At 42.5% G+C, this 22479-nt stretch carries 18 protein-coding genes and 1 pseudogene; 4 read left to right on the forward strand and 15 right to left on the reverse strand.

Going from position 1 to position 22479, the window contains the following annotated elements; translation table 11 throughout:
- Nucleotides 1-64 precede the first annotated feature (64 nt).
- The 6 genes and pseudogenes from MKO06_RS11310 to MKO06_RS11335 form a co-directional block, all read right to left on the reverse strand.
- Nucleotides 65-1960: pseudogene (locus MKO06_RS11310) on the reverse strand (DUF3604 domain-containing protein).
- A 192-nt stretch (nucleotides 1961-2152) separates the two neighbouring features.
- Entirely contained in the window at nucleotides 2153-3079 is a 927-nt protein-coding gene (locus MKO06_RS11315; RefSeq protein ID WP_241551281.1) for a metal ABC transporter substrate-binding protein, read from the reverse strand.
- Entirely contained in the window at nucleotides 3076-4254 is a 1179-nt protein-coding gene (locus tag MKO06_RS11320) for an ABC transporter permease (RefSeq protein ID WP_241551282.1), read from the reverse strand. Before MKO06_RS11320 ends, MKO06_RS11315 begins: the two co-directional genes overlap by 4 nt.
- A complete protein-coding gene (locus tag MKO06_RS11325; protein ID WP_241551283.1) occupies nucleotides 4247-4990 on the reverse strand; it encodes an ABC transporter ATP-binding protein in 744 nt (247 codons plus the stop codon). The genes MKO06_RS11320 and MKO06_RS11325 overlap by 8 nt, the downstream gene beginning before the upstream one ends.
- Nucleotides 4924-7047 (reverse strand): hypothetical protein, encoded by a 2124-nt coding sequence (locus MKO06_RS11330; protein ID WP_241551284.1) that lies wholly within the window; start codon nucleotides 7045-7047, stop codon nucleotides 4924-4926. The genes MKO06_RS11325 and MKO06_RS11330 overlap by 67 nt, the downstream gene beginning before the upstream one ends.
- Nucleotides 7040-7888 (reverse strand): peptidyl-prolyl cis-trans isomerase, encoded by an 849-nt coding sequence (locus tag MKO06_RS11335; RefSeq protein WP_241551285.1) that lies wholly within the window; start codon nucleotides 7886-7888, stop codon nucleotides 7040-7042. The genes MKO06_RS11330 and MKO06_RS11335 overlap by 8 nt, the downstream gene beginning before the upstream one ends.
- Nucleotides 7889-8330: 442 nt before the next feature.
- On the opposite strand from MKO06_RS11335, the gene MKO06_RS11340 reads away from it, so the two are divergent.
- Nucleotides 8331-10457, forward strand: a complete 2127-nt coding sequence (locus MKO06_RS11340) for a catalase (RefSeq protein ID WP_241551286.1) — start codon at nucleotides 8331-8333, stop codon at nucleotides 10455-10457.
- 304 nt (nucleotides 10458-10761) lie between these two features.
- Here the strand turns inward: MKO06_RS11340 and MKO06_RS11345 are convergent, their stop codons facing one another.
- The 4 genes from MKO06_RS11345 to MKO06_RS11360 form a co-directional block, all read right to left on the reverse strand.
- Nucleotides 10762-11409: a YiaD family glycine zipper/OmpA-like lipoprotein gene (locus tag MKO06_RS11345; RefSeq protein WP_241551287.1), complete on the reverse strand. Its 648-nt coding sequence runs from the start codon at nucleotides 11407-11409 to the stop codon at nucleotides 10762-10764.
- Between the two features lie 13 nt (nucleotides 11410-11422).
- Nucleotides 11423-12247 (reverse strand): tetratricopeptide repeat protein, encoded by an 825-nt coding sequence (locus MKO06_RS11350; protein WP_241551288.1) that lies wholly within the window; start codon nucleotides 12245-12247, stop codon nucleotides 11423-11425.
- A 208-nt stretch (nucleotides 12248-12455) separates the two neighbouring features.
- Nucleotides 12456-13904: a porin family protein gene (locus MKO06_RS11355; protein WP_241551289.1), complete on the reverse strand. Its 1449-nt coding sequence runs from the start codon at nucleotides 13902-13904 to the stop codon at nucleotides 12456-12458.
- Nucleotides 13905-13946: 42 nt separating this feature from the next.
- Nucleotides 13947-14585, reverse strand: a complete 639-nt coding sequence (locus tag MKO06_RS11360; protein WP_241551290.1) for a hypothetical protein — start codon at nucleotides 14583-14585, stop codon at nucleotides 13947-13949.
- 672 nt (nucleotides 14586-15257) lie between these two features.
- Here MKO06_RS11360 and MKO06_RS11365 point away from each other — a divergent pair.
- The 3 genes from MKO06_RS11365 to MKO06_RS11375 all read left to right on the forward strand — a co-directional run bounded on the left by MKO06_RS11365 (nucleotide 15258) and on the right by MKO06_RS11375 (nucleotide 18253).
- Nucleotides 15258-15716 (forward strand): hypothetical protein, encoded by a 459-nt coding sequence (locus tag MKO06_RS11365; protein ID WP_241551291.1) that lies wholly within the window; start codon nucleotides 15258-15260, stop codon nucleotides 15714-15716.
- 558 nt (nucleotides 15717-16274) lie between these two features.
- Nucleotides 16275-17270 carry an L-glyceraldehyde 3-phosphate reductase gene (gene mgrA / locus MKO06_RS11370; RefSeq protein ID WP_241551292.1) on the forward strand — a complete coding sequence of 332 codons (996 nt, stop codon included), beginning with the start codon at nucleotides 16275-16277 and terminating at the stop codon, nucleotides 17268-17270.
- A gap of 11 nt (nucleotides 17271-17281) precedes the next feature.
- Complete coding sequence (locus MKO06_RS11375; protein WP_256946178.1) at nucleotides 17282-18253, forward strand: quinone oxidoreductase family protein; 972 nt, start codon at nucleotides 17282-17284, stop codon at nucleotides 18251-18253.
- Between the two features lie 17 nt (nucleotides 18254-18270).
- Here MKO06_RS11375 and MKO06_RS11380 read toward each other — a convergent pair whose 3' ends face one another.
- Genes MKO06_RS11380 through MKO06_RS11400 form a run of 5 tightly spaced genes read right to left on the reverse strand, consistent with a single transcriptional unit; the run spans nucleotide 18271 to nucleotide 22316 of the window.
- On the reverse strand, nucleotides 18271-19239 hold the full coding sequence (locus tag MKO06_RS11380) for a type I phosphomannose isomerase catalytic subunit (RefSeq protein ID WP_241551293.1): 969 nt from the start codon (nucleotides 19237-19239) through the stop codon (nucleotides 18271-18273).
- Nucleotides 19232-20857: an ArnT family glycosyltransferase gene (locus tag MKO06_RS11385; protein WP_241551294.1), complete on the reverse strand. Its 1626-nt coding sequence runs from the start codon at nucleotides 20855-20857 to the stop codon at nucleotides 19232-19234. Before MKO06_RS11385 ends, MKO06_RS11380 begins: the two co-directional genes overlap by 8 nt.
- Entirely contained in the window at nucleotides 20841-21467 is a 627-nt protein-coding gene (locus MKO06_RS11390; RefSeq protein ID WP_241551295.1) for a lipid-A-disaccharide synthase N-terminal domain-containing protein, read from the reverse strand. Before MKO06_RS11390 ends, MKO06_RS11385 begins: the two co-directional genes overlap by 17 nt.
- Nucleotides 21460-22176 carry a glycosyltransferase family 2 protein gene (locus MKO06_RS11395; RefSeq protein WP_241551296.1) on the reverse strand — a complete coding sequence of 239 codons (717 nt, stop codon included), beginning with the start codon at nucleotides 22174-22176 and terminating at the stop codon, nucleotides 21460-21462. The genes MKO06_RS11390 and MKO06_RS11395 overlap by 8 nt, the downstream gene beginning before the upstream one ends.
- Nucleotides 22173-22316, reverse strand: a complete 144-nt coding sequence (locus MKO06_RS11400; RefSeq protein WP_241551297.1) for a hypothetical protein — start codon at nucleotides 22314-22316, stop codon at nucleotides 22173-22175. The genes MKO06_RS11395 and MKO06_RS11400 overlap by 4 nt, the downstream gene beginning before the upstream one ends.
- Between the last annotated feature and the right edge of the window lie 163 nt (nucleotides 22317-22479).

The following is a 22479-nucleotide window of genomic DNA, read 5'->3' on the forward strand; positions in this document are numbered from 1 at the left end:
AGAATTACAGGCTTTTTGATTTAAATTTTTTTTTTAGTTCTTTTAAAAATGGATCCTGAGAATTTTATTTAGCGTTATACCATATCGGTGAACTATACACTCGTTCCTGAATGGTTGCCGGGTGATTGGTTTCCTTTGGGTCAATACCCAACTAGATGGCATCCAGTAAGGAATACCTGGGTGTTGGGATCTCCAGTACACGAACGTAATAAAAGGCCCTCTGCGAAGCATCAAAATCGGGATCGGTCCAAAGAGTTTTTAATTCGGATGCACCTATACTGTTGGTATATTTTCCTGTTTCCAGGTCTACCGTATTCCCCACTTTTTCGCTTCCGTCCTTACGGTCACCGGATAGGGCGACATCATAAACTTTTTCCTTTGATTTACCATCGGCTCCCAACCAGCCTTTAATGACCTGAACCCTGTCCAGGTTCGCGCCGTCTGGATCTTTCATGGCGGCGATCATGAATGTTGGCGCCTTACCATCGGTATTTTTAAGGTCTCCTCCCATAGGTACACCTTTATCATAACCGGTTTGAACCATATTATTTCCATTGGCATCTGCTTCGGAATAATCGAATCCGCCAAAGAACCTTAAAGTGATCCTGGGGCCTGTAGTTGCGTAGACTTCTCTCCTTTGAAATGCATCCACAATGTCCTGGCGTGTATTCGATTTGGCCCAAACACCTACCCAGCCGGCAGCACCCATATCCCAACCTTTGGATGAGCCGAGACCTGTTGGATGAGGTCGTTGCTCTGGTGTGGCATCATGCTGTCCTTTGCCCGCAAAATTGGTTTCTTCAACAGCCGATATTCCGGTATGCGAATCTGAACTTCCTATAAGCCCTAATTTGTAAGGGTTAGTGCCTAACTTTTTCTCAAGCTCAAGACCTCTCATCAAACCGGTACGAACATAATCTGCCATGGTAGGATCTGGCCTGGTGCCATCGGGAGTTAAGGCGAAATCATAGGTTTCAAAATCTGCGAATTCATCATTGGGTGAAAGTGCAGGATGGGTTTCAGAATCCCCTTTTATCTGAGTGATCTCTACGTTCTTTTCCCATTTCATTCGTTGTTTGGCGTAGGCTTCATCAATAGGTTGCCCGTTAAGGCGAACTTCAGGAAACATGAGCCCGATACTGATATTCGGGTTGTGCGGGATGGCTACGAAATCTGCACCGGTACGGGCACTGGTTTCATCAAGCCAATCCCAAAGACTCTCGGGATCATCACTTTCCAGAGCAGTATAAGGAATAAACTGCTTAGCCACATCACCATCCTGTGGCATGAAAACTACCCGGTGTAAGTTGGCACCGCCATTATTGGAGGTCCATTCCCATCCTATGATTGCTGAAAATTTTCCAGGTTCGTTATGAGCCTCTGCCGTTTCAATATTAGCCTCCCAGGCCATTCTTACCTTATCGCCTCCAAAATCCCCGATAAGATCTTTCGAAGTTAAATTAGCATCATTGGGTTGATCAAATGCCGCGTAGTTTATGATGTCATATATTTTTTGCATTCCTTCTTCCTCTGGTTCAGGGGATATTTCCAGAAAGGTCTTTCCTGTTTTTGTATCTGCAATTCCAGGGGTATCCTTATACATCAACGCGATGGAACCCAACAATTCGGCATGATCTGCAATAACAAGAAAATCAAGTGGTTTGCTTAGTTGCCATTTTTCTCCGGTAGTTGGGCTGACCACTTCTTCTCCCTTGGCAAAACGATAGGCAGTCTCTGGTGTGGAATTTGGCGTTCCAAATAGATATACATCAAAAGAATTACCCGTATGCTGGTGAGTATCTCCCCAGTAAACCTCTTTTAGCGGGTTGGTTTTTATTTCTGCTGTTTCGGCTTCATTTTCAGCCAATGATTCTTCTGAATCATTTTTCTTTTCATCGCCGCAACTTATTACAAGACTGCCAAGAAGGATCAGGCCTAATACATTCAAATAATTTTTCATAAACAATTGTTTTTTAAAATCTCAGGTTCGAATAAAAAATGTGGGGCAAGATCCTCTCCTTTTTAAGAAAGGAATATTGAAGATACAACAAGAAAATTAAAATTTAAAATAAATATCTGACAGTCAGAAGGTTAAACAAAAAAACCTGTGACCAAAATCTGACCACAGGTTTTTAAATAATTTCATAAAAGTCTATTCTTTGATCTTCTGAAGGTTTTGCAGGTTCTTAAAGATCACCTCCTGGAAATCCAGGTTTTCTGGCTGTCCGAAAACAGGGTTTACCACGATAGAATGAACCCCCATTTCTTCCAGGCCTTCTTTTGTCTCTTTAGCTGGTTCATCTTCCCAGATTAGGTAGGTCTTTTTGCCTTTTTTCGCCAGGTGCTCTATTTCATGCTTCTTATCCTTGTTCCAGGCATCACCGGGTTCCCAGTGCAGGCTTTCACCCTTAAGTGAATAGGCATTTTGCAAATACTGGTAAACCGGGTGCGAATAGATAAGCTGGAATTTTTCAGGATCTACCTCCAGCTTGTCATAATTGCTGTCAAGGTCGGTAAGACTTTGCTTTAAATCCTGAAAATTTTGCTGGAATTCCTCTCTTTTTCCAGGCAGCAGTTCCTGAAAGGCATTTTTCACCTTTTCAGCCTGGGCAATGGCCAGTTCAAGGTCCAGCCAGGTAATGCTTGCCGTCCCCTCATGGGTATGTTCACCGCCTTCGCCATGACTATGGGTGAATTTTTCTCCTAGCGGAAGCAGCCTATCGTCCAGTCCCTGGGTAGTATTTAGGATATTCGCTTCCTCCAGGGTCACATTATTCCGCCATTTTTCGAAGGTAGCGCCATTGATGATGACAAGATCTGCTTGCTGCATATTCAGGATGGTTTCAGCTCCAGCAACCCAACCGGAAGGATCGGTTTCCCCGGAAGCCGGGAATCTCAGGTCTATTGCCTCCCCGCCAATTTCTTCAGCAAAATAATAAAGCGGATAATTGCTTACATAGACTACCGGGCTTTCCTGTGTTTCTTCGGAAACGGGTTCGGTAGTGTTATTCTCTTTTTCCTTGTCTTTGCAGGCCACAAGGCAGATCAAAAATGCTAGAATTAGGCTGGTCTTTTTCATGAGATTAGTTTTTCAATAAGGGGAATCCCGAAGTTCCCCATGATCAAAGTTAATATTCCTGATACTATAATGGCCGAAAGCAGGACGAGTCCTATTTCCAGGCCCAGAACGCTGCCGATGAAATTTCGGGAGGCGCCAATATGCTTCATGGTTTGTAATTCGGCTTTCCTGAGTTTAATAGACAAAGCAAAAACGAATGCAAGAATGGCCAAACAGGCGATACCAATGATCACCCCGGCCAGGATAAGCAGGTCTCTAACCGAGATCATGGTGCCCACCAGTTCTGAAATCACTTTTTCCGGCACCAGCATTTGCACAGAACTTTGTTCATTTTCGTACCGACCTCTCAGCATCAAAGCCGACTTCCGGTCCTTAGGTTCCACGATGATCGCGTTGACAGGATAATCTCCCGGGTCCCCATGGAAGTGAAAGGAATTGATATTTTCAGGTGTGATCTCGGTATAAGAAAGTACGGCAGGGCTGGCCACCGCCTGAGTTTCATCTTTAGCCAGTAACAAGCTGTCGTTTTCCACCTGCTGCAGGTCCTGGTGCCCATGGGCCTTTCCTGAAATGACCCAGCTGGTCTTGATGTCAGTAAAAACAGCTTCATCATCAGAAGTACCGGTCTCTTCTAAAATACCAACGATGTTCATTTTTAGGGGAAAACTTCCGGCAACATCAAAAGCTCCTGAAGGAGATGAGATGATCGAAGATCCCACTTGCGCATTCAGTTTCCTGGCCGCTTCAGCACCCAACACACACTCCCCCAAAATGGCCATTTTCCGGCCTTCAGCCAGGCTCAAATCCCTGAATTCAAAATAATCTGGCGTCGTGCCCACAATGGGTTGCTCCTTCACCTGGTATTCGATATTAAGCGGAATTGGTTTTCCCAGTTGCTGCTCCTTTATCTTTTCCACTTCACGAAACATCACCGGTTGATTTTTCGGTTTATTGAAATACAGGGAACTAAGGCTTAATTCGGTTTCACTTCCAGGTGCGCCCACCAGGAGCGGAGTCTTTTCAGCCCTGGCCATAAGGTCTTCAGAACCTTTGTTCACCAGATGATTCAGGCCTAAAGGAATAAATATGACTAGCGAAATGGAAAGGATAAGCAGCAGGGTCTTGCCCCAGTGAAACTGCAGGTAACGCCAGGCTATGTAAAAACTGTTATTCATGGCCACGGTTATCTTTAAAATTCGAAAATTCCAGGATATCCAGCACCCGGTCGAATCGGCCCAGGATCTCCCGGTCGTGGGTCACCATGACTAAGGCCGTATTGGTCTTATCACAGTAAGAATCTATAATATCCAGGATGCGGTCACGATTTACAGGGTCCAGGTTGGCCGTGGGTTCATCACAGATTAGCAGTTCCGGTTTGGTGATCAGGGCCCGTGCTACCGATACCCGTTGACGTTCTCCCTGCGAGAGATTAGCAGGATAGCGTTTCAGTTTATCTCCAAGCCCCATCGAAATTGCCAGGGAACTCGCTCTTTCTTTAGTTTCGGACTGTAGCTCCAGAATTGGATTGATCCTGAAGGGCAAAAGGATATTATCCAGAACGCTGAGGTATTCCAGTAATTCAAATTGCTGGAAGATAAGCCCCATTTTTACCAGCCTGAGGTCTTTGATATCCTGGTTTCCAAGGCTGGTTAGTTCGATATCTCCCGTAAAGATCTTCCCGGAATTGGGTTTTATAATTCCCGAAATAAGGTTCAGTAAAGTGGTTTTTCCGCAGCCACTGGGACCTGTTATGCCCAGTTTTTCAGATCTGCCAATAAGAAGCTCTGGAATCTTTAAATAAAAAGAATCCCTGGTGTAGGAGAAGCTGAGGTCTTCCAGTTTTATCAAAGGCTGGAAGCCGCGATCACTTTCCGCTCTTCTGAGGTGAGACTTATTTTTGAGATCTTCCATTTATTATCTATCGCTTTTAGGGCTACGGTGCCGGTATACTGGTTTTTACGGTAATGTATGTGTTTTAAATGTCGTACTCTCGCCGTTACGGTCCATTGGGCAGGATATTCGATGCTTTCAGGGTCTTGCAATACCTGAGGTTTCCCCATACTGTTGAGTTCTACCTCCTGCACGCTCACTTCGGCTCCTTCCCGAAGGCCCATATTCAGCCTTCTCCGGCTGTCCAGGTAAACATTATCCAGCAATTCTGAATCTACGTTGTTTGAGAGTTCTTCAAACAATTTTTCTTCATCTTCCACATTAAAGGCCGAATAGGTATTGGAAAGTACATTTTGCATGATACGTTCCATCCCCGCCTGGTCCAGGTCTTCTGCTTCAAACCAGGGATTATTTATATTCAGATGAAAAGGAAGCAGGATAACCGCCAGGATCACCATACTTAAACTAACAAGAGGTTTTCGGCTTTTAAGGGCCATTTGCCGGTGGACTTTTCTGTTTCTCGGCCAGAAAATGATGGCGAGGATGAGCAGTAAAATACTTATCACAGGGATCGGCAGATTTCCGCTCAGGAATGCGGTTACGATGCCTTCAAAATAATCATTGGAAAACAGGTTAAAAAGGATCAGCACAGCCAATCCAGTAATTATGACCGAAACAGCTTTTAAGAAATTGGAGGATTCAGCTGTTTTAACTGAACTACCCAGGATACCGATCAGGAATAATCCGAAAGCCAGGTAACCTACCGACCTTGCCAGCGGATAGGAAATATTATTATTCGCATATTCTCCCATGATATTCCCGGCGGCAAATGAACCCATGATAAGCAGGATCAAAAACATGAAATTCGGGACCATGCCCTTACCAAGCATGAATACGCCCGAGATCAGGATCAATGCCAGCAGGAACAGTTCAGAATAAGGAAGGCTTATTTCGTTCATGGCCAGCGTTAGACCAAGGGCCGAAAACAGGATAAACAACAGGCCAGAGATCATCAGACTCATTGAGCCTCTTAAAAGTGGCAGCAGCAGGAAGAAAAGGATCAGCATAGCCGGGATCTGTGGCAACATGGATGTAGTTTTCCAGAACAGGCTGCTTTCAAAGATCAGTAAACCGAGACCTATAGAGCCAATTAGGATGGAAAATACTTTAAGCGAGCTTTCGTAGACCGAATAGGACTTCAGAATATTTTTGAGCTGGGTGAAAAGGATCAAACTCAGTAGAATTCCTATAGCGATCCCCAGACTAAAAAATACAGAAAAAGCTACCTGTTCTTCCGGCGTGAGGATAAGTCCGAATTCCTGAAGACTTAAACTATTCCCCAGGAATAAACCTGGCGGGATCAAAAGCAATTTGGAAAAAGCTTCTGTAAGGTCCTTCCTGGATTTTAAAGCAACCAGAAGAGTGAAACCAGCAGCGGTTAGATTGAACATCCATTGGGGAGTCATCATCATTTCAAAGGCTCCCAGCCAGTATCCAATAAGTATGGAAATAAAGAAACCAGGATAGAAACCTGATCTACTTCCAAAACCTGTAAAGATCACCAGGCAGAAAAGGATTAGATAAAGATAAGGCTGTGAAAGCAGAGATCTTGTTCCATTGATCATTCCATTCTTCAGTAGTTCCAGGGTCGTGGGTGGCTCTGGTACCTCGAAATAGGCCATCGCCGGACTTAATTTCTTGTTATAACTGCGCCCATCCAGCAAATTGATGATCAGCATGATCTCTACCTGGCTGCCCTGAAGGCCTTCAATTCCTATCTGTTTCCCGTAAATATATTCACCCTGGCAATCTATGCTCCAGGTAATTTGCTTGGTATTTGGTGTTCCGGTTATTTCAGGTTCCGTTTGATAAGTGCAGGCTTCGGGTAAAACAGGGCTGGCTTTTAATACTTTTCCGTTAACCACAGGTAGAATAAAGAACACATCAAAGACGCCCGGCTGGGTTTCGGTAAGTTCCAGCCTTGCGGGGAAAACAATATCTGCCCTGAAATCTGCCGGTTTTAAAAAGCAAAATCCAAAGAGTGCGATATATAACAGCCTTTTTAAGCTCTTAATCATTTACCAAGTCTTTTGCGATTCCTTCATAAACAACATCGTATTCCTGCCTGAGTTCGGTATAGAATTGTTCTCTGGCCGCTTCAGCCTCTTCGTATTGAAGTTCGGTGATGATCGCATCTCTTACTTCAGTCAAAGGAAGTGGCTCAGATGCTTTGATATTTTCGATATAAACCAGGTGCCAGCCATATCCCGATTTTACCGGGCCGGCCCAGGTGTTTTGCGGAAGTTCGTCCAGCTGCTCAGCAAAGCCTTCCCCGAAGGTCCTGCCAAGATCGTAGAGCCTGGCTCCGTCAAAATCTCGTTGCAACATTCCCTGTTTTCCTGGCAGGTCATCGGAGTCGGGTTGTTTACCGTCTTCAATCAATTGCTGCTTGATTTTTTCTATCTCTTCTTCAGTACTAGTCTGGTCAAAAGAAAGCTGGGTAAAGGTGTATTCCGGTGAGCTCATAAACTGGTCCTTCCTAAGGTCATAATAGGCCTGGATGGCTTCCTCAGAAACCTTTTTATCCTGGGCCTGGGATTCGGCCAACATATTCATTTGCACGATTAGGCCTCTTCTTATCATGGCATTATTCTCGTCCATATCCTGGTTCAGCGCTTCACGGTAAAGGATCTCTTCCCTAACGTGGTTCTGCAATAAACCGTCGAGCTCCTCTTTCGTGGGCAGGCGCTTCCAGGTACGTTCCCAACTGGCGATCAACTGCGCGACATCTGCATTGCCAATGAGTACTTTTTTATCTTCCAGTCCGGGATTTTTCGCACCGAAAACGATTAGAAGTATCGCTGCAAGGCAACAGCCAAAAATGAGGATCTGCGCAATAGGTTTTTTAAGTAGCTGCATAAGTAGTTTTAACAAGCATTAAATTAAGAAAAAATCTCCTCAAGTTACTTATTGCTAGTTTATTAAATAAAAATACCAGCGAAAGCCGGTATTTTTATTTTTTCAATTGTGTTTATTAATCGAATTTAATTCGGAAAGATCTGTTTAAAATCTTCTTTCATATCGATCACCAGCCAATCCTTTCTTTTGCCATTTCAAGGGCGGTTTCCAGATGACCACTGATGGTCTTGAGCATCTTAATTCTATCAATCTTTAGCCAACTCAGATATACGGGATTCAATAAAACACGATTTTTATTCACTTTATTTTGAAATGTTTTCAAAAAGATGGCGAGTTTAAACTTCGCATTTTAAGAAAATCCCGGAATTGTTTAACAGGAAATTATTCCTATGCATGGCCTGTTCGTTTTACTTTTAAGTAAACCACACTAATAAATCATATTATGAGCAACGAGAAGAAAGATGCCAAGGAGAAAGACCTTGAAAAGAACACATCAAATGCTGAAGGTAAAACCATGACCACTAATCAAGGGGTTAAGGTTAACGACACAAATAACTCCCTTAAAGCAGGAGAAAGAGGTGCGAGCCTGCTGGAGGATTTTATTCTTCGAGAAAAAATCACTCATTTTGACCATGAACGTATCCCTGAACGTATCGTACACGCCAGGGGAAGCGGGGCGCACGGTTATTTTGAACTATATGAAAATCAGGAAAAGCTTACCAAAGCTGGTATTTTTACTGATACTTCCAGAAAAACGCCGGTTTTCGTAAGATTTTCTACGGTAGCCGGTTCCAAGGGTTCTGCAGACCTGGCCAGGGATGTTCGTGGCTTTGCTGTAAAATTTTATACCGAAGAGGGAGTTTTTGACCTGGTAGGAAATAATATGCCCATATTTTTTATTCAGGATGCCATGAAATTCCCCGATCTAATCCATTCGGTAAAACCCGAACCAGACCGCGAGATCCCACAGGCAGCATCAGCCCATGACACTTTTTATGATTTTGTATCCCATACCCCGGAAACCCTTCATAACCACATATGGGTTATGAGTGACCGCGCCATTCCCAGAAGTTTCAGGATGATGGAAGGCTTCGGGATTCATACTTTTCGCCTGGTTAATAAAGAAGGCAAATCTCATTTTGTGAAATTCCACTGGAAACCCATGCTAGGTGTAAAATCGGTAACCTGGGATGAAGCCGTAAAACTTCACGGAGCCGATACTGACTTTCACCGAAGGGATCTCTGGGATGCTATAGAAGCAGGAAATTATCCTGAATGGGAACTCGGAATTCAGGTGGTACCTGAAGAGGATGAACATAAATTCGAATTTGATCTCCTGGATCCTACCAAACTAATTCCGGAAGAAATGGTGCCCGTTCAGCGAATTGGAAAAATGACTCTCAACAGGAATCCCGATAACTTTTTTGCGGAAACCGAACAGGTGGCTTTCCATCCCGGCCACATCGTTCCGGGAATAGATTTTAGTAACGATCCGCTGTTACAAGGCAGGCTGTTCTCTTACACAGATACCCAGCTCTCCAGGCTTGGCAGTCCTAACTTTCATGAAATTCCCATCAACCGCCCTGTTAATGAAGTTCACAACAACCAACGTGATGCCCATATGCGAATGACCGTGAACAAGGGAAAAACCGCCTATTTCCCTAATTCGATTGGAGGTGGTTGTCCTCACCTGGCAAAAATGGCTGAAGGCGGATTCACCAGCTATGAAGAAAGACAGGACGGAAATAAGGTAAGAGCCAGAAGTGAAAGTTTCAGTGATCACTTTTCACAACCGGGAATATTTTATAGAAGCCTGGAAGAATGGGAAAAGGAACATGTAGCCGAGGCGTATTCATTCGAACTTGGAAAATGTACCTATGACCATATAAAAAAGCGAATGTTATGGTTGATCAATCAGATCGATGAAAACCTTGCCGAAAAAGTGGCCGGTAACCTGAGAATGGAAATACCTTCAGAAATTGAAAAACCAGTAAACCAGGCAATCGGAGCCGATGCCGGCTCTAAAACCAATCAGCCCGGGAAACGAAAAGATTATTTAAAGAATTCAGCCGCATTAAGCCAGACCCATCTAAAATCTGAAAGTATCGAGGCTCGAAAAATTGCTTTTCTTGTGAGCGACGGCTTTAATGCTTCAGAATTCAGCAAAATGAAAAATGCCCTGGAAAAGGAAAAGGCGGTAGTGAACATCGTGGCAAGTCATGGCGGTGAAGTTAAATGCAGTGAAAACAAGAAACACAAGGTAGACGCCGCATTGATGACCACCGAGAGCGTGGTTTTTGATGCGCTTTACATTCCCGGGGGCAACAAAAGCATAGATTCTTTAATGGAAATTGCCAAAGCCAAAAAATTCATTAATGAAACCATTAAGCATTGCAAGGCGATTGCGATCGATTCTGAAGCTGAAAAGCTATTCGATGAAACCTATGGTAAGGATTTTAAAAAGGACGACGCGATCTTTATCAATAAAGGGCCGGAAGATTTTATCAAGGCCATTCAGATGCATCGAAACTGGAAACGAGAAAAAGAAGCTAAAAAGATCCCTGCCTGATAATTTTTTCGGAATTAGAATTAAAACCACCTGTACCAGGTGGTTTTTTTATGGTTAGACAAATCCACTTGGTATTTCAATACTATTAACCTGAAATTTAAAAATATTCATGAAAAGCTGATCTTCAATGCCATTCATTAATCTGGTAATTGCTGATTGCCACCATTATATTTCTAAATTTATTTTGAAATCCATAAATGATACTTAATAAGTAAATTCGTCAATATCATCAATTTGCCTAAAAGAAAAACCTCAGCCTGATATTAAAACCGACTGAGGTTATTCCAGAATGGTTAATAAAAAACTAATCTAATTCTCCTTCTTTCGCTGCCGCGATCATATCGTCATTAGCATATATTCCCAATTCAACCCTTCGGTTCTTGGCACGCTCTGCCTCGGTATTTTCATATTTTGGCTGGGTTTCACCGTACCACTTGGTAGTAAGCCTTGAGGAACTTACCCCCTGGCTAATAAGGAAAGCTTCCACGGCCTGGGCTCTTTTTTTGGAAAGTTCCATATTATAAGCTTCTTCCCCGGTATCGTCGGTATGACCCTCGATAAGAATATTGGTGTCATCGTATTTCTGGAAAACTCCCGCTACACTTCTAAGTTCATCTTTATAGGAATCACTGATCTCTGCAGAATTGATCTGGAAAGCAAGACTGGAATCGAAGGTCATATTGATCCCCTCTCCTACCCGGTTAACCTCGGCCGTTGGCACAGCCTGTTCAAGCTCCTTCGCCTGGTCGTCCATATGCTTTCCGATAAGATTTCCAGCTGTACCCCCAATGGCAGCACCGGCCAGCACACCCCATACGCTTCCTTTAGAAACTGCAGCACCTATTAGGGCTCCACCGGCCGCACCGGCCGCAGTTCCTTTTTGTTGTTTATTCCAGGAGCCACAGCCCAGACACAAACTAATGACTAAAATCAAGGTGATATACTTTTTCATAGCTTTTGCTTTTTTAGTTACATACCAGGGCGGCGAACATGTCTTTGTTCATATCCCGCCATCCCATTTCCAGGGCTTTCTGGAGGTCGCCGCAAACAGTCTCCTTTTCCTGGGCGGTCATTTTTGATTTTAATTCCTGGGCATTGGTAGTCCCATATTGATGTTCCATTTGTTTTAACCGGGCTTCACTCCTTATGATATACATTTCCATATCATTCTTACCGGCAGCCTGTGCCTGGTCATAAGCCCTGAAGGCATTATCATAATCATCAAAGTTCACATAGATATCCCCTTCCTGGATCAGGAAATCAGGATTCCCGGGATCCAGTTCTTTGGCTTTATCCAGGTAATAAAATGCGGAATCGGGTTCATTGAGTTGGCGGCTATACAGCGCTCCCATCAGTGCATAATTAGAGGCTCGTTGTTGAGTGTTCTGATTCATTTCAGTAAGAGATATCACTTTTTCCAGGGAACTCCTGGATCCCTGTATATCTCCTTTTTTATTTTGCGCAATACCTTTCTGGAACCATGCGTTAAGGCTTTCTCCTTTTGTCACATCCAAAGCAAGCTCGGCCTCCCTCATCGCATCGTCGTATTGGCCCAGGCCATTATAGGCTTCGGCTTTGGCCACGCTTCTTAATTCCCGGGCATCCTTTGTCTTGCATTCATCTGAAAATTCATTCAGAATATTGAGTGCTTCCTGGTAAGCGTTTTGTTCAAGGGCATTCTCGGCTCGAACATAAATTTCCCGGCATTTCTTTCCCATGGTAAAGGTTTGCGAGTGTAAAGTGTATGCAAAACCCAAAAAGATCGAGAGAGATAAAGCAATTTTTTTCATACCCTGTAATTTGAATGATCAGAAAAGGGAGAATTAGATCATAATACCCAGATTCAATAGGTATGGGTTTCAAAACGTAGAAAAAGAGCTTGCTAAATTTAACGAAAAATTGACTTTCAACTATTTGATAAGCAGTTAAATAAATTGGATTAGCATTATTTTATGAATTGTTTGAGGTGACACCAGGATTTAGCTAATATTGACCTTTTTACTCCAAATCATTGCTGTTGGTTCTGCGGTCCAGGTTGAGGGTGTAACCTAACAATAACCCAAAGTTGCCGTATCTGGCTTCGGTGATGGTAGTACTACCTTCAACCAGGTTGATATTAGAAGGATCTATATTACCGGGCTGTTCGTACCTGCCCGTGTTGCCCGTGCTATACAGCAGGCCAAGACTAATGCTGCTTTGCCGATGATCTAAATTTACTCCTGCCGTAAAATGGTAAATATCCCAGGAACTGATGGTAGATTTAATACCCGGGCCGTCATTCAGTGATTCATCAAAATAAGAAATGTCGTTCCTGGCGCTTGCCAGTAATGCCAGCGATTCATTTAACTGGTGTTCATATCCTATGGCCACATTCAAAACCGATTCTGCTCCTGCCCTGTTCCTCAGGAATCGGTCGCTTTGCAATTCTGGAGCTAATTCTGCGGGTCTCACAAAAGTACCCGGCATGGGTTCCATGACCTCGTAAGGATCTATCGAGTTGAAATACTGAACTACAATTCCCGCGTAGGACCTACCTTTCGTATAATTGGTTCCGAGCGCTACAGAAAATGGGGATTTAAAAGTGCTTTTCAATTCAGCCTGGCGGGCGGTGGCCACCCCGCTTATTCGATCATCATCAACAAGTTTCAAATTTCTTACCGCGATGTTATTTGCAAGAGTTCCGTTCCCAAAGAAATTAATGGATGGTGATGTAAGGGTTAAACCTGTGCTCCATTCACCACTTCGATAAACCAGCCCTAATTTGGCTGCATATCGCACATTATAATATTCTACATTCTGATTTTGATTGGCACCTACCAGGGTCCTGTTCTCATCATTCATAAAAACATAGGTAGAGAAGTTTCGCTGGTAAGAATGAGACCGAACGCTGAAAAGATTACTCAACCCAATAGACCACTTATCATTTAATTGCCTGCCTACACCCAATGCGAGCATGATCTCCGAGGTTTTGGTGGTCACTGCCGCTTCTGCTACCAGTTCTTCCAGGCCAGGACTTTCGGTATCATCGATCACCTCATAACTATTATCCAGCCTTGCAATACCTTTAAAGCTAAAATCTACCGGCGTTATAATGCCGTACCCAATTTTCCATTTTTCATCACCTGTTCGTATCATTCCTCCTGCCAAAAGAGGTACAGATCCAATCTGCACGCTTTCAAAATCGGCCTGTTGCCCCAGTGCATTTTCTACCCTTATATTTCCAATGCTATAAGCACTGGCATTAATAGATATGGACGAATTCTCCAGGTATCCCAATGCTCCCGGGTTATAAAATATCATGCTGTTATCGTTGGCGCCTCCTAGAACCGCACCCGAAAGAAGTGCAGACCTGGTTCCGAATTGTTGCGACCAGTAATGAGAATCCTGTGCAGCCAGGCTTAAACATACCCCGATGCAAAGAATGGATAGTTGCAAGGATCTTTTCATAAGCCTGAATTTATATTTGTTTAATCAGCAGGAACCTACATCTTATTCCTTCAACACGCCGTCTTCTACAAGTTCCATGATCATCGCTTCGGTATAATCCCTGGCGAAAGAATCTACATTCGCAGGATTAACTGTTTTTGACTGCGCAGACCAGATCAGTTCTTCTGTCTCTGCATCATACAGGTTGCTTTCCATATAATAGATCTTATCTGTAGCATAATATCCAGGATCATAGGTAATTGGATACATAGTATTGTAATAGCTATAAAAACTTCCGTAATAAGGACCATACGCCATGGGTGCATAGGTGGTATTACCCGGTATATACCTGGTTTCAGATTCTTTGTCTACCAGGGTCACCGTAAAAATCGCATCGGCATTCTGGGCACGAATATTATCCAGGATCTCTGTCCTGGAAGGTTGATTATCCTGTGTAAAGGTTCGGGTAAAACTCTGTTTGCTGGTAACCGCTTCTATTCCTCGTTCTCTGGCTGCTGAAGCCAGGTTATTCTCTATGGCGTTCTGAGCATTTACATTAGGAGTAAGTGCGGCGATATATACCTTCTTATAGGGGCCTTGTGAGGAAATATTATCCTTGGTCCATGCACCGGTTATCTGCGTGCTTGGTCCGCAGGAAAACATCAGAAAAGTCAATAAAATTGGTAGAAATTTCGTTTTCATCTTTCAAATTTTTTAGTAGTTAATATTTAAGACCGGGCCAGGAAACTAAGCATATCTTTAAATCAAAAGTCACATTTAGCCTGAATCAATACAGAAATTTACTAAATATAACTCATTGACAACATGTCAAATACAACTTTTTAACAAATATTGGATTGAATTTGAATTTTATCCTGGAGCCCTAATTTTGAATAGGATAAAAATTTAATATTGTCCTAAGTGAACGGTGTTGAATTGCAGGAGCAGGATCTCAGCGAGTGAAATCCTGGCTCTAAAAAAGAGTTTAAAATAAATTTCCTACTTGAAGATCGCCACTAAAATAATGAGAACAAGGCTAACAGATAGGATGATGATTTTGATCTGATCTTCTCTCCCGGTTATGAATTTCATAATAACGCATGTTAAATTACCTAATCTATACGGGGGGAAAGGTGGGGACTTTCCGTTATATCGCTCATTTACAAAGCATAACGCTTTCAAATATAATATTTTAATATTCGAATTTATAATTTGTTCATGTTAATTTTTTGGGCAGCTAGGGTTAACCCCCCTTTTTTATCAAAAACGCCAGAAACTGGATTTTTTAATTGTTAATTCTTAAAATTTCCTTAAATAAAAACAATAGGCTTTGTAGTTTTACGTTCAGTTACAAGCAACAAAAATCCCTACCACATGAAAAGATTAAAATTTCTTTTAGTCCTTTTTTGCCTATCCCTTTTTATTTCATGCGATAAAGACAACGACGACCTGGACAAGCCTGTACTGGAAGCCAGGGAATTGAACAGGATCATCATGGATGGTGAATGGCGGGTATCTGAATTTGAGATTGACGGATCTGATGAAACTGCCCGTTTTGAAGACTATACATTTGTTTTTGAAACCAATAATAATTTATCGGCGAATTCCAGCCTCGACAATTTAGTTGGTAGCTGGCGCGTCAATATTGATTCGGGGGGCGAATTCGATTCTTTTGATGATGTTGACTTTCATATCTTCTTCGAACCTTCAGCCAAACTGGCTGAACTTAGCCATAATTATAATGTTATTTCGGCTACAGATAAGTTGGTGAATCTCGAACTTGAAGGACCCCAGGACGGTCCGAGCCTGTTTGTAAGCTTCAGCAAAAATTAAAGATATCAACCAGTTTCGTCAAAGATATTCTCTTTGACCGAACTTACTTCAGCAGCCTGAAATGTCGTGCCAGGCATTTGAGTAGAGCATGAATTTTTAGGGAAGATTATCCTTCCTGATTAAATTGATGTTCAACCTCTTTATTTCACGAAAACAGGCCTGATTAACAAGCGATAATTGAAATTTGCCAAAAAAGAACCTTGTTGGAAATTTTTCGTTCAATAAATCTTACCTCTCCAAATACCAGGATGCGTAAATAGATGGCTATACATAAGGAAGTATAGAAAATCGTCTTGAATTTTATTTGCCATTTCCTGATGCTTCAAGTTCCTGAACATTTTGAAGTATCCTTGGTTCGATTTTATGAAATCAACCTGTCTCCACTCGCCGGATATTTTGGTTTTTGGTGGTTGTTTTGTACACCATACAACATCTTATTCCACGCATTAATTAAATTAGATTATAAATCTTCAAAAAGCATACAGGACATAAAAGTTAATTTCTGTCTCCACAAAAAACATAAATTCATTTCTTTGTAATAAATCAAATATACCAGTCATGAGACCTTATAAAGCTTCAGAAAACAGATACGAAAAAATGCAATACAGGCGTTGCGGAAAAAGCGGTATCAAACTGCCTCTTATTTCCCTTGGCCTCTGGCACAATTTCGGTGATCACGACAATCAGGACAATGCCCGCGAAATTTTAAGGACGGCTTTCGACAACGGGATTACGCATTTTGACCTTGCCAATAATTACGGACCTCCATACGGTTCCGCTGAAAAAAACTTTGGAAAGTTCTTCAGTGATGATTTTCAGCAATACCGCGATGAGCTTATCATTTCTACCAAGGCAGGTTGGGATATGTGGCCAGGACCATACGGGAATTTCGGATCCCGGAAATATCTTATCGCCAGTCTTGACCAGTCTTTAAAACGAATGGGGCTGGATTATGTAGATATTTTCTATCACCACAGGCCCGATCCTGAAACGCCACTGGAAGAAACCATGGGTGCACTGGACCAGATCGTAAGACAGGGAAAAGCCCTGTACGTGGGAATTTCTCAATATAATGCTGAAGATACTGCCAAAGCAGCCCGAATCTTAAAGGAACAGGGAACGCCTTTTCTTATCCATCAACCAAGGTACAACATGATGGATCGATGGGTGGAAGATAAACTACTGGACACGCTGGAAGAAATTGGTATTGGAAGTATCGTTTTCTCTCCGCTGGAACAGGGTATTCTAACCAGTAAATATTTAGGCGGCATTCCGGAAGATTCCAGGGCAGCCAGAGAGGGGAGTTATCTTGACAAATCCCAAATTACAAAAGAACTGGTCGAGCAGATTACCCGGCTTAACAAGATCGCAGCAGCCCGGGATCAAAGTCTGGCCCAGATGGCGGTTGCATGGTTGCTGAAAGATGAACGGGTTACTTCGGTACTTGTGGGTGTGAGCAAGGTATCTCAATTAAACGATAACATAGAAGCGCTTAATCAGCTGAACTTTTCTGAATCTGAACTTAAAGAAATCGATAGTATCCTGAACTACTAAATTGAAACTATATGGGTGAAAAAATGAAGGCGCTCACCTTTTCGGAATTTGGAGGTCCAGAAGTGATGGAAATCTGTGAAATGGAAAAACCCAGAATTGGTGAAAAAGAAGTGCTTCTCCAAACCAAAGCGATCGGTCTTAATTATGCCGATATCTACCGAAGAAAAGGAAATTATCATTTAAAAGGAGAGCCACCCTACATTCCCGGCTACGAAGCTGCCGGGGTGATCGTTGAATCCAGGTCAGACCGATTCAAGGTTGGGGACCGAATCGCGATTGCAGATGTTGCTTTTGCGAATGCCGAATTCGTTGGAGTTCCGGAAGAGCATGTGATCCCACTTCCAGATTCGATAGGTTTTGAGACAGCCGCTTCCCTCCTGCTCCAGGGTCTTACTGCTCATTACCTGGCCAATGATAGCTATCATGTTAAAAATAACGACTGGGTGCTCGTTCATGCTGCTTCAGGAGGTGTAGGCCAGCTGCTTTCAAAATTGGTAAAATCTAAAGGTGGCCGTGTAATAGGTCTAACCCGAAATGAAGAAAAATTAAAGACCATCCTGGATACCGGTGCCGATCATGCCATTATTCTTGATGAGAACTGGAAAAATAGGGTTTTCGAGATCACGGGGCCAAAAGGTGTGGACGTTGCTTACGATAGTGTTGGCAGCAGCCTGATGGACAGTTTTGAAGTGACCAGGGAAACCGGAACGGTAGTGTTTTATGGAATGAGTGGTGGGGACCCAAAAAAGGTGGATCCCAGGATGCTGATGGATACCAGTAAAACCCTTACGGGCGGAGATCTTTGGGGGTACCTTACCTCTTCTCAAGAGCGTATCAAACGCTCGAACGCTCTTTTTGAAATGGTTTTGAACGGAAATCTTCAGATCAAGGAACCGGTAAAATTTGCACTTGAAGATGGCCGGGATGCTCATGAATACCTGGAATCGGGTAAAAGTTCCAGCAAGGTTCTACTAATTCCTTAAATAACAACTGCTGGGGTTTAGATATAAACTTCCAGCAGTTCAGCTTCGGTTGCACTAATTCTGAACTTCTTTGAAATTGCGGGAATAAGCAGGCTTTCTCCTTTTTTGATCTTTTCTGAATGTTCTCCAATACTGATCTCTGCCATTCCGTTAACGCACATATAGATCACGAAAGAATCCAGGGCCGAGTAATCCTTTTCCACTTCCCCCTTCACCGGTAAAAAATTGGTGGTAAAATATTCACAGGAAGCTATGGTAGAAGATTTGTTGGTTTCCTTATCATACTCCAGCCAGTAATCGTCTTTCTTTTCAAAATCTATGGCATCCAGCGCGAGAGCAGTATGCAGTTCCCGGGAATTGCCATCAGAATCCACCCGGTTCCAGTCAAAGATCCGGTAGGTGATATCTGAAGTTTGCTGGATCTCTGCCAGCAGGACTCCGCCACCAATGGCATGAACTTTCCCAGTATTGATAAAAACCGAATCGCCCGGCTTTACCTCTTCAAAATTTAAAACTTCGGTGATCTTTCCTTTTTCCAGGTAGTTTAAATACTCTCGTTTGTCGAGATCTCTGTTGAAACCGATATTAAGCTTACTACCTTCATCGGCCTGCATTACATACCACATTTCGGTTTTTCCGAAGGAATTATGACGCTGTTTGGCCAGTTCGTCGTTGGGATGTAATTGAACCGAAAGATCGGTCCTGGCATCGATGAACTTGATCAACAGCGGAAAATCATTTCCGAAATGTTCATATACCTTTTTTCCCACAAGATCGGCTTTATATTCAGCTATAAGATCATCGATCTTTTTCCCCGATTCACTACCATTGCTCACCACCGAAATATTTCCTTCAACTCCAGAAATTTCCCAGCTCTCTCCTACATTCTTGCGGTTGGTATTCTTGTTAAAATACTTCTTCAGTTTTTCGCCTCCCCATATCTTATCCTGTAAAATGGGATGGAATTTTATTGGATAGTTAATCATTAGGTTGCTTTTTTACCAAATATAAGAATCTAAACAGGCGTTCCCTATGGGTGTTATCCGTACGATTCATATCAATTTCGTCTAATTTGGTCACCTGGTAGTCTTTAAAGTGCTCTTTTAACTCTACAGACTGTTCAAGAGTGGCCAGTACCAAAAATTCATTTTCTGCCGGAATAACATATTCGCTCCCGTTCCAGAGGGTCTCTATAGGTTTGCCGTATTCCCAGATCATTTCAGGAGTAAAACCCTGGAACTCGTAAAGCGGCATTGGATCTTTTTCTAAATAGCTATCCACGACCTTGATGCTTTGATAGTCTGGATTCACCTCAACTTTATTAGCCATAGGCAATCCAAAGAAGATGATGCTGATTATAAATGCTATGGACAGGTAAAATACCGGTTTGATCCTGTTCCTGTATAGAAAATAAAGCATGAAGCCGCCTATCAGGATTAAGCAAACCGATGTTAGGCTTAACCATGGCCATATTTGCTGAAGATCATCCTGGAAATAGGTAAATGCAGCAACCGGGAATATGATGCCAATTAGAGCGAGCAGGCCAAAATTGAAATACACCACCCACTTTTCCTTCATTTTCATCATCCTGAAACTTCGGAAAAGGTATTCGATATAGAACCCGGTATTCAGCGCCATTGGGATCAAAACAGGCAGCAGGTACCTTGATTTCTTTTCCGGGATCACCGAAAGTAAAATAACCGAAGCCAGCGTCCAGATAAGGGTGAATTTATAAGCAGGTTTGTTAAAAACCCTGTTCCTTAAATAAGGATATAATAAAGCAACAAATGCCGGGATGGTCCAGAGTCCGCTTTGTATCACGAAACTCCAGTAGTAATAGAACGGTCTTACGTTGTAATCCAGCCATCTTCCGGTTTCTTTATCGGTTATTTGAGATACCGCTGAAGTATCGAAATAATAAACATACAGGCTCCAGGGAGCGGCTACCATAAATGCCATAAAAAGCATCAACAAAACCGGTTTCCAAAGTCTCCTGGGCTCATAGAATTTGAAAACTATGGGGAAAGCGACCAGGAAAGGCAGTAAAAGGGCGTACATTGAAACCGGGCCCTTGCTCAGGAAAGAACATCCAATGAATATTCCGGCAAGGATCGCGTTCAAGTATTGTTTTGAGGCTGTGGTAAAAAGCTGGTATAAAAAATAGATCGCCAGTATCATCCACGCGTGGGTATGTATATCCCACTGCCCGTCACGTCCTGAATAAAGTATGTAAAAGGAAGTGGATGCAATCAACCCCGCTATAAAAGAATACTTCCTGTTGGCTGTAAACCTGAAACCGAGTTTATAAATGGAGATCACTACTATACTTCCCATGATTGCTGCAGGCAGCCGAAGTGCGAAAAGATTCTTCATTCCAAAGAGCATCATGGAGATCGCGGTTAGCCATGTAGGCAGTGGCGGCTTTTCGTATCGTGGCTCGTTATTCAGGGTAGTAAAGATCCAGTTATCAAGCGTGATCATTTCCCGTGCCGTTGCAAAGTTTCGGGCCTCCATGATATTAATAACAATGGCATCCAGGTTCACAAAAAAGATCGAGATACAAGCCAGGACGAGTATAAGCAGATAATTATCCTTCAGTTTCATATTTCAGAATATGCATATTACGGATATAGATAAAAAACCCGAACCCATGTCCTACGAGCAAAACCGGATCTTTTCTTAATATGGCGTAGACCAGGATGAGGCCCGATCCTAATAGACTAAGCACCCAGAACCCCATAGGAAGACGTGATATTTTTCTTTTTTCAGAATAAATCCACTGGTAGAAGAACCTTAGATTAAATAAGAACTGCGCGAAACTTCCCAATATGAGCAACCAGATTGGGATATTTTCATTCCTGAAAAGCTGCCTCGCATCGTATGCATGATTATTGAAACCATAAAAAACAATGAGCAAGGGAAAGATCCATAGAAACCATCTCATAAGTTTTGGAATACGATTCCATTCACCCTGTAGCTGAAGGTTTCGTATATAAATAAAATACGTAAGCGTCTGGCCAAACATGATCGCAAAATCGTTCCTGAAATAACCATAAACGAAAAGCAGAAAGGAAGCCAGCAAACTCAAATACCAGAAAAGTGCCGGGGTCACCAGCTTTTTACTTTTTTCAGAAAGTACCCATTGAAAGATCATCCTGCCTGAAAATAATATCTGGGCCGAAAAACCGAGGGAATAGAGAATCAAACTACTCATTCCTATCGCCAATTTTATACTTTATATAAGATTTTTTCATCCATACATAAGCGAAACAATCTATTAACGGACCCATAAATCTGTTGCGAAAATTATACTTCGATTTCCCGGCAAGCCTTGGATAATGAGGAATTTCTACCTCCTTGATTTTTCCATTCTGCAGCAGTACCATAGCAGGAAGGAATCGTTGTAAACCTTTGAACATAGGAATATTTTTGGCAAATGAGGTCTTCATGATCTTTAGCGGGCAACCAGTATCATGCATTTTATCGCTTGTGAAGAAATGACGTACCCCGTTACCTACTTTGGAAGAGATCCTTTTTACCAGGGTATCTTTCCTATCCCTTCGCCAGCCCGTAACCAGGTCATATTCTCCAATAAAAGGCAGCAATTTTTCAAAATCCTGTGGATAGGTTTGAAGGTCGGCGTCCAGGTATCCCAGCAGGGGTGTGTCGATATGGTCAAAAGCAGCTTTTAATGCAGCTCCTTTCCCAAAGTTTCTTTCAAAAATAATATACCTGAAAGATTCATTCTGGCTACAGAATTCCCTGATTAGCTGCGGACTCGAATCGGTAGAACCGTCATCAACGAGCAGTACCCTGGTTATTTTTGAAGCCTTCGCCAAATAAGCCTTGAGCTGGCCAAGCAATTCGTGAAGGCACTCCTGCTCATTAAAAACAGGTACTATTATCGTGAATTCGTATTTCATGCTTTGCCAGTAGTTCCGTAATTAAGGTCAAGCATATCTTCATTCATCCTCATCAAAATCTTTACTGAGTAATCGATCTTGCTGGAAAACAGGTCATCCTTGTCATAAACCTGATGAATCTTAAGCAGAAATTCGGGCATAGAAATGGGGTTCGAAAATTTCGGCTAAATTAAGGTAATTTTATGAATTTGTAATTCCATGTTATTTACCGATTATTCTGTTCGCTTTACAGAATAATTTTATTTGGAAATCAATTTCGGCATATATTTGAGCTACCCAAACTATGATACTTACCTGCCTGGC

Origin of the sequence: Christiangramia oceanisediminis (genome assembly GCF_022570735.2) — a bacterium.
In the GTDB taxonomy this organism is placed as follows: Bacteria; Bacteroidota; Bacteroidia; order Flavobacteriales; family Flavobacteriaceae; genus Christiangramia; species Christiangramia oceanisediminis.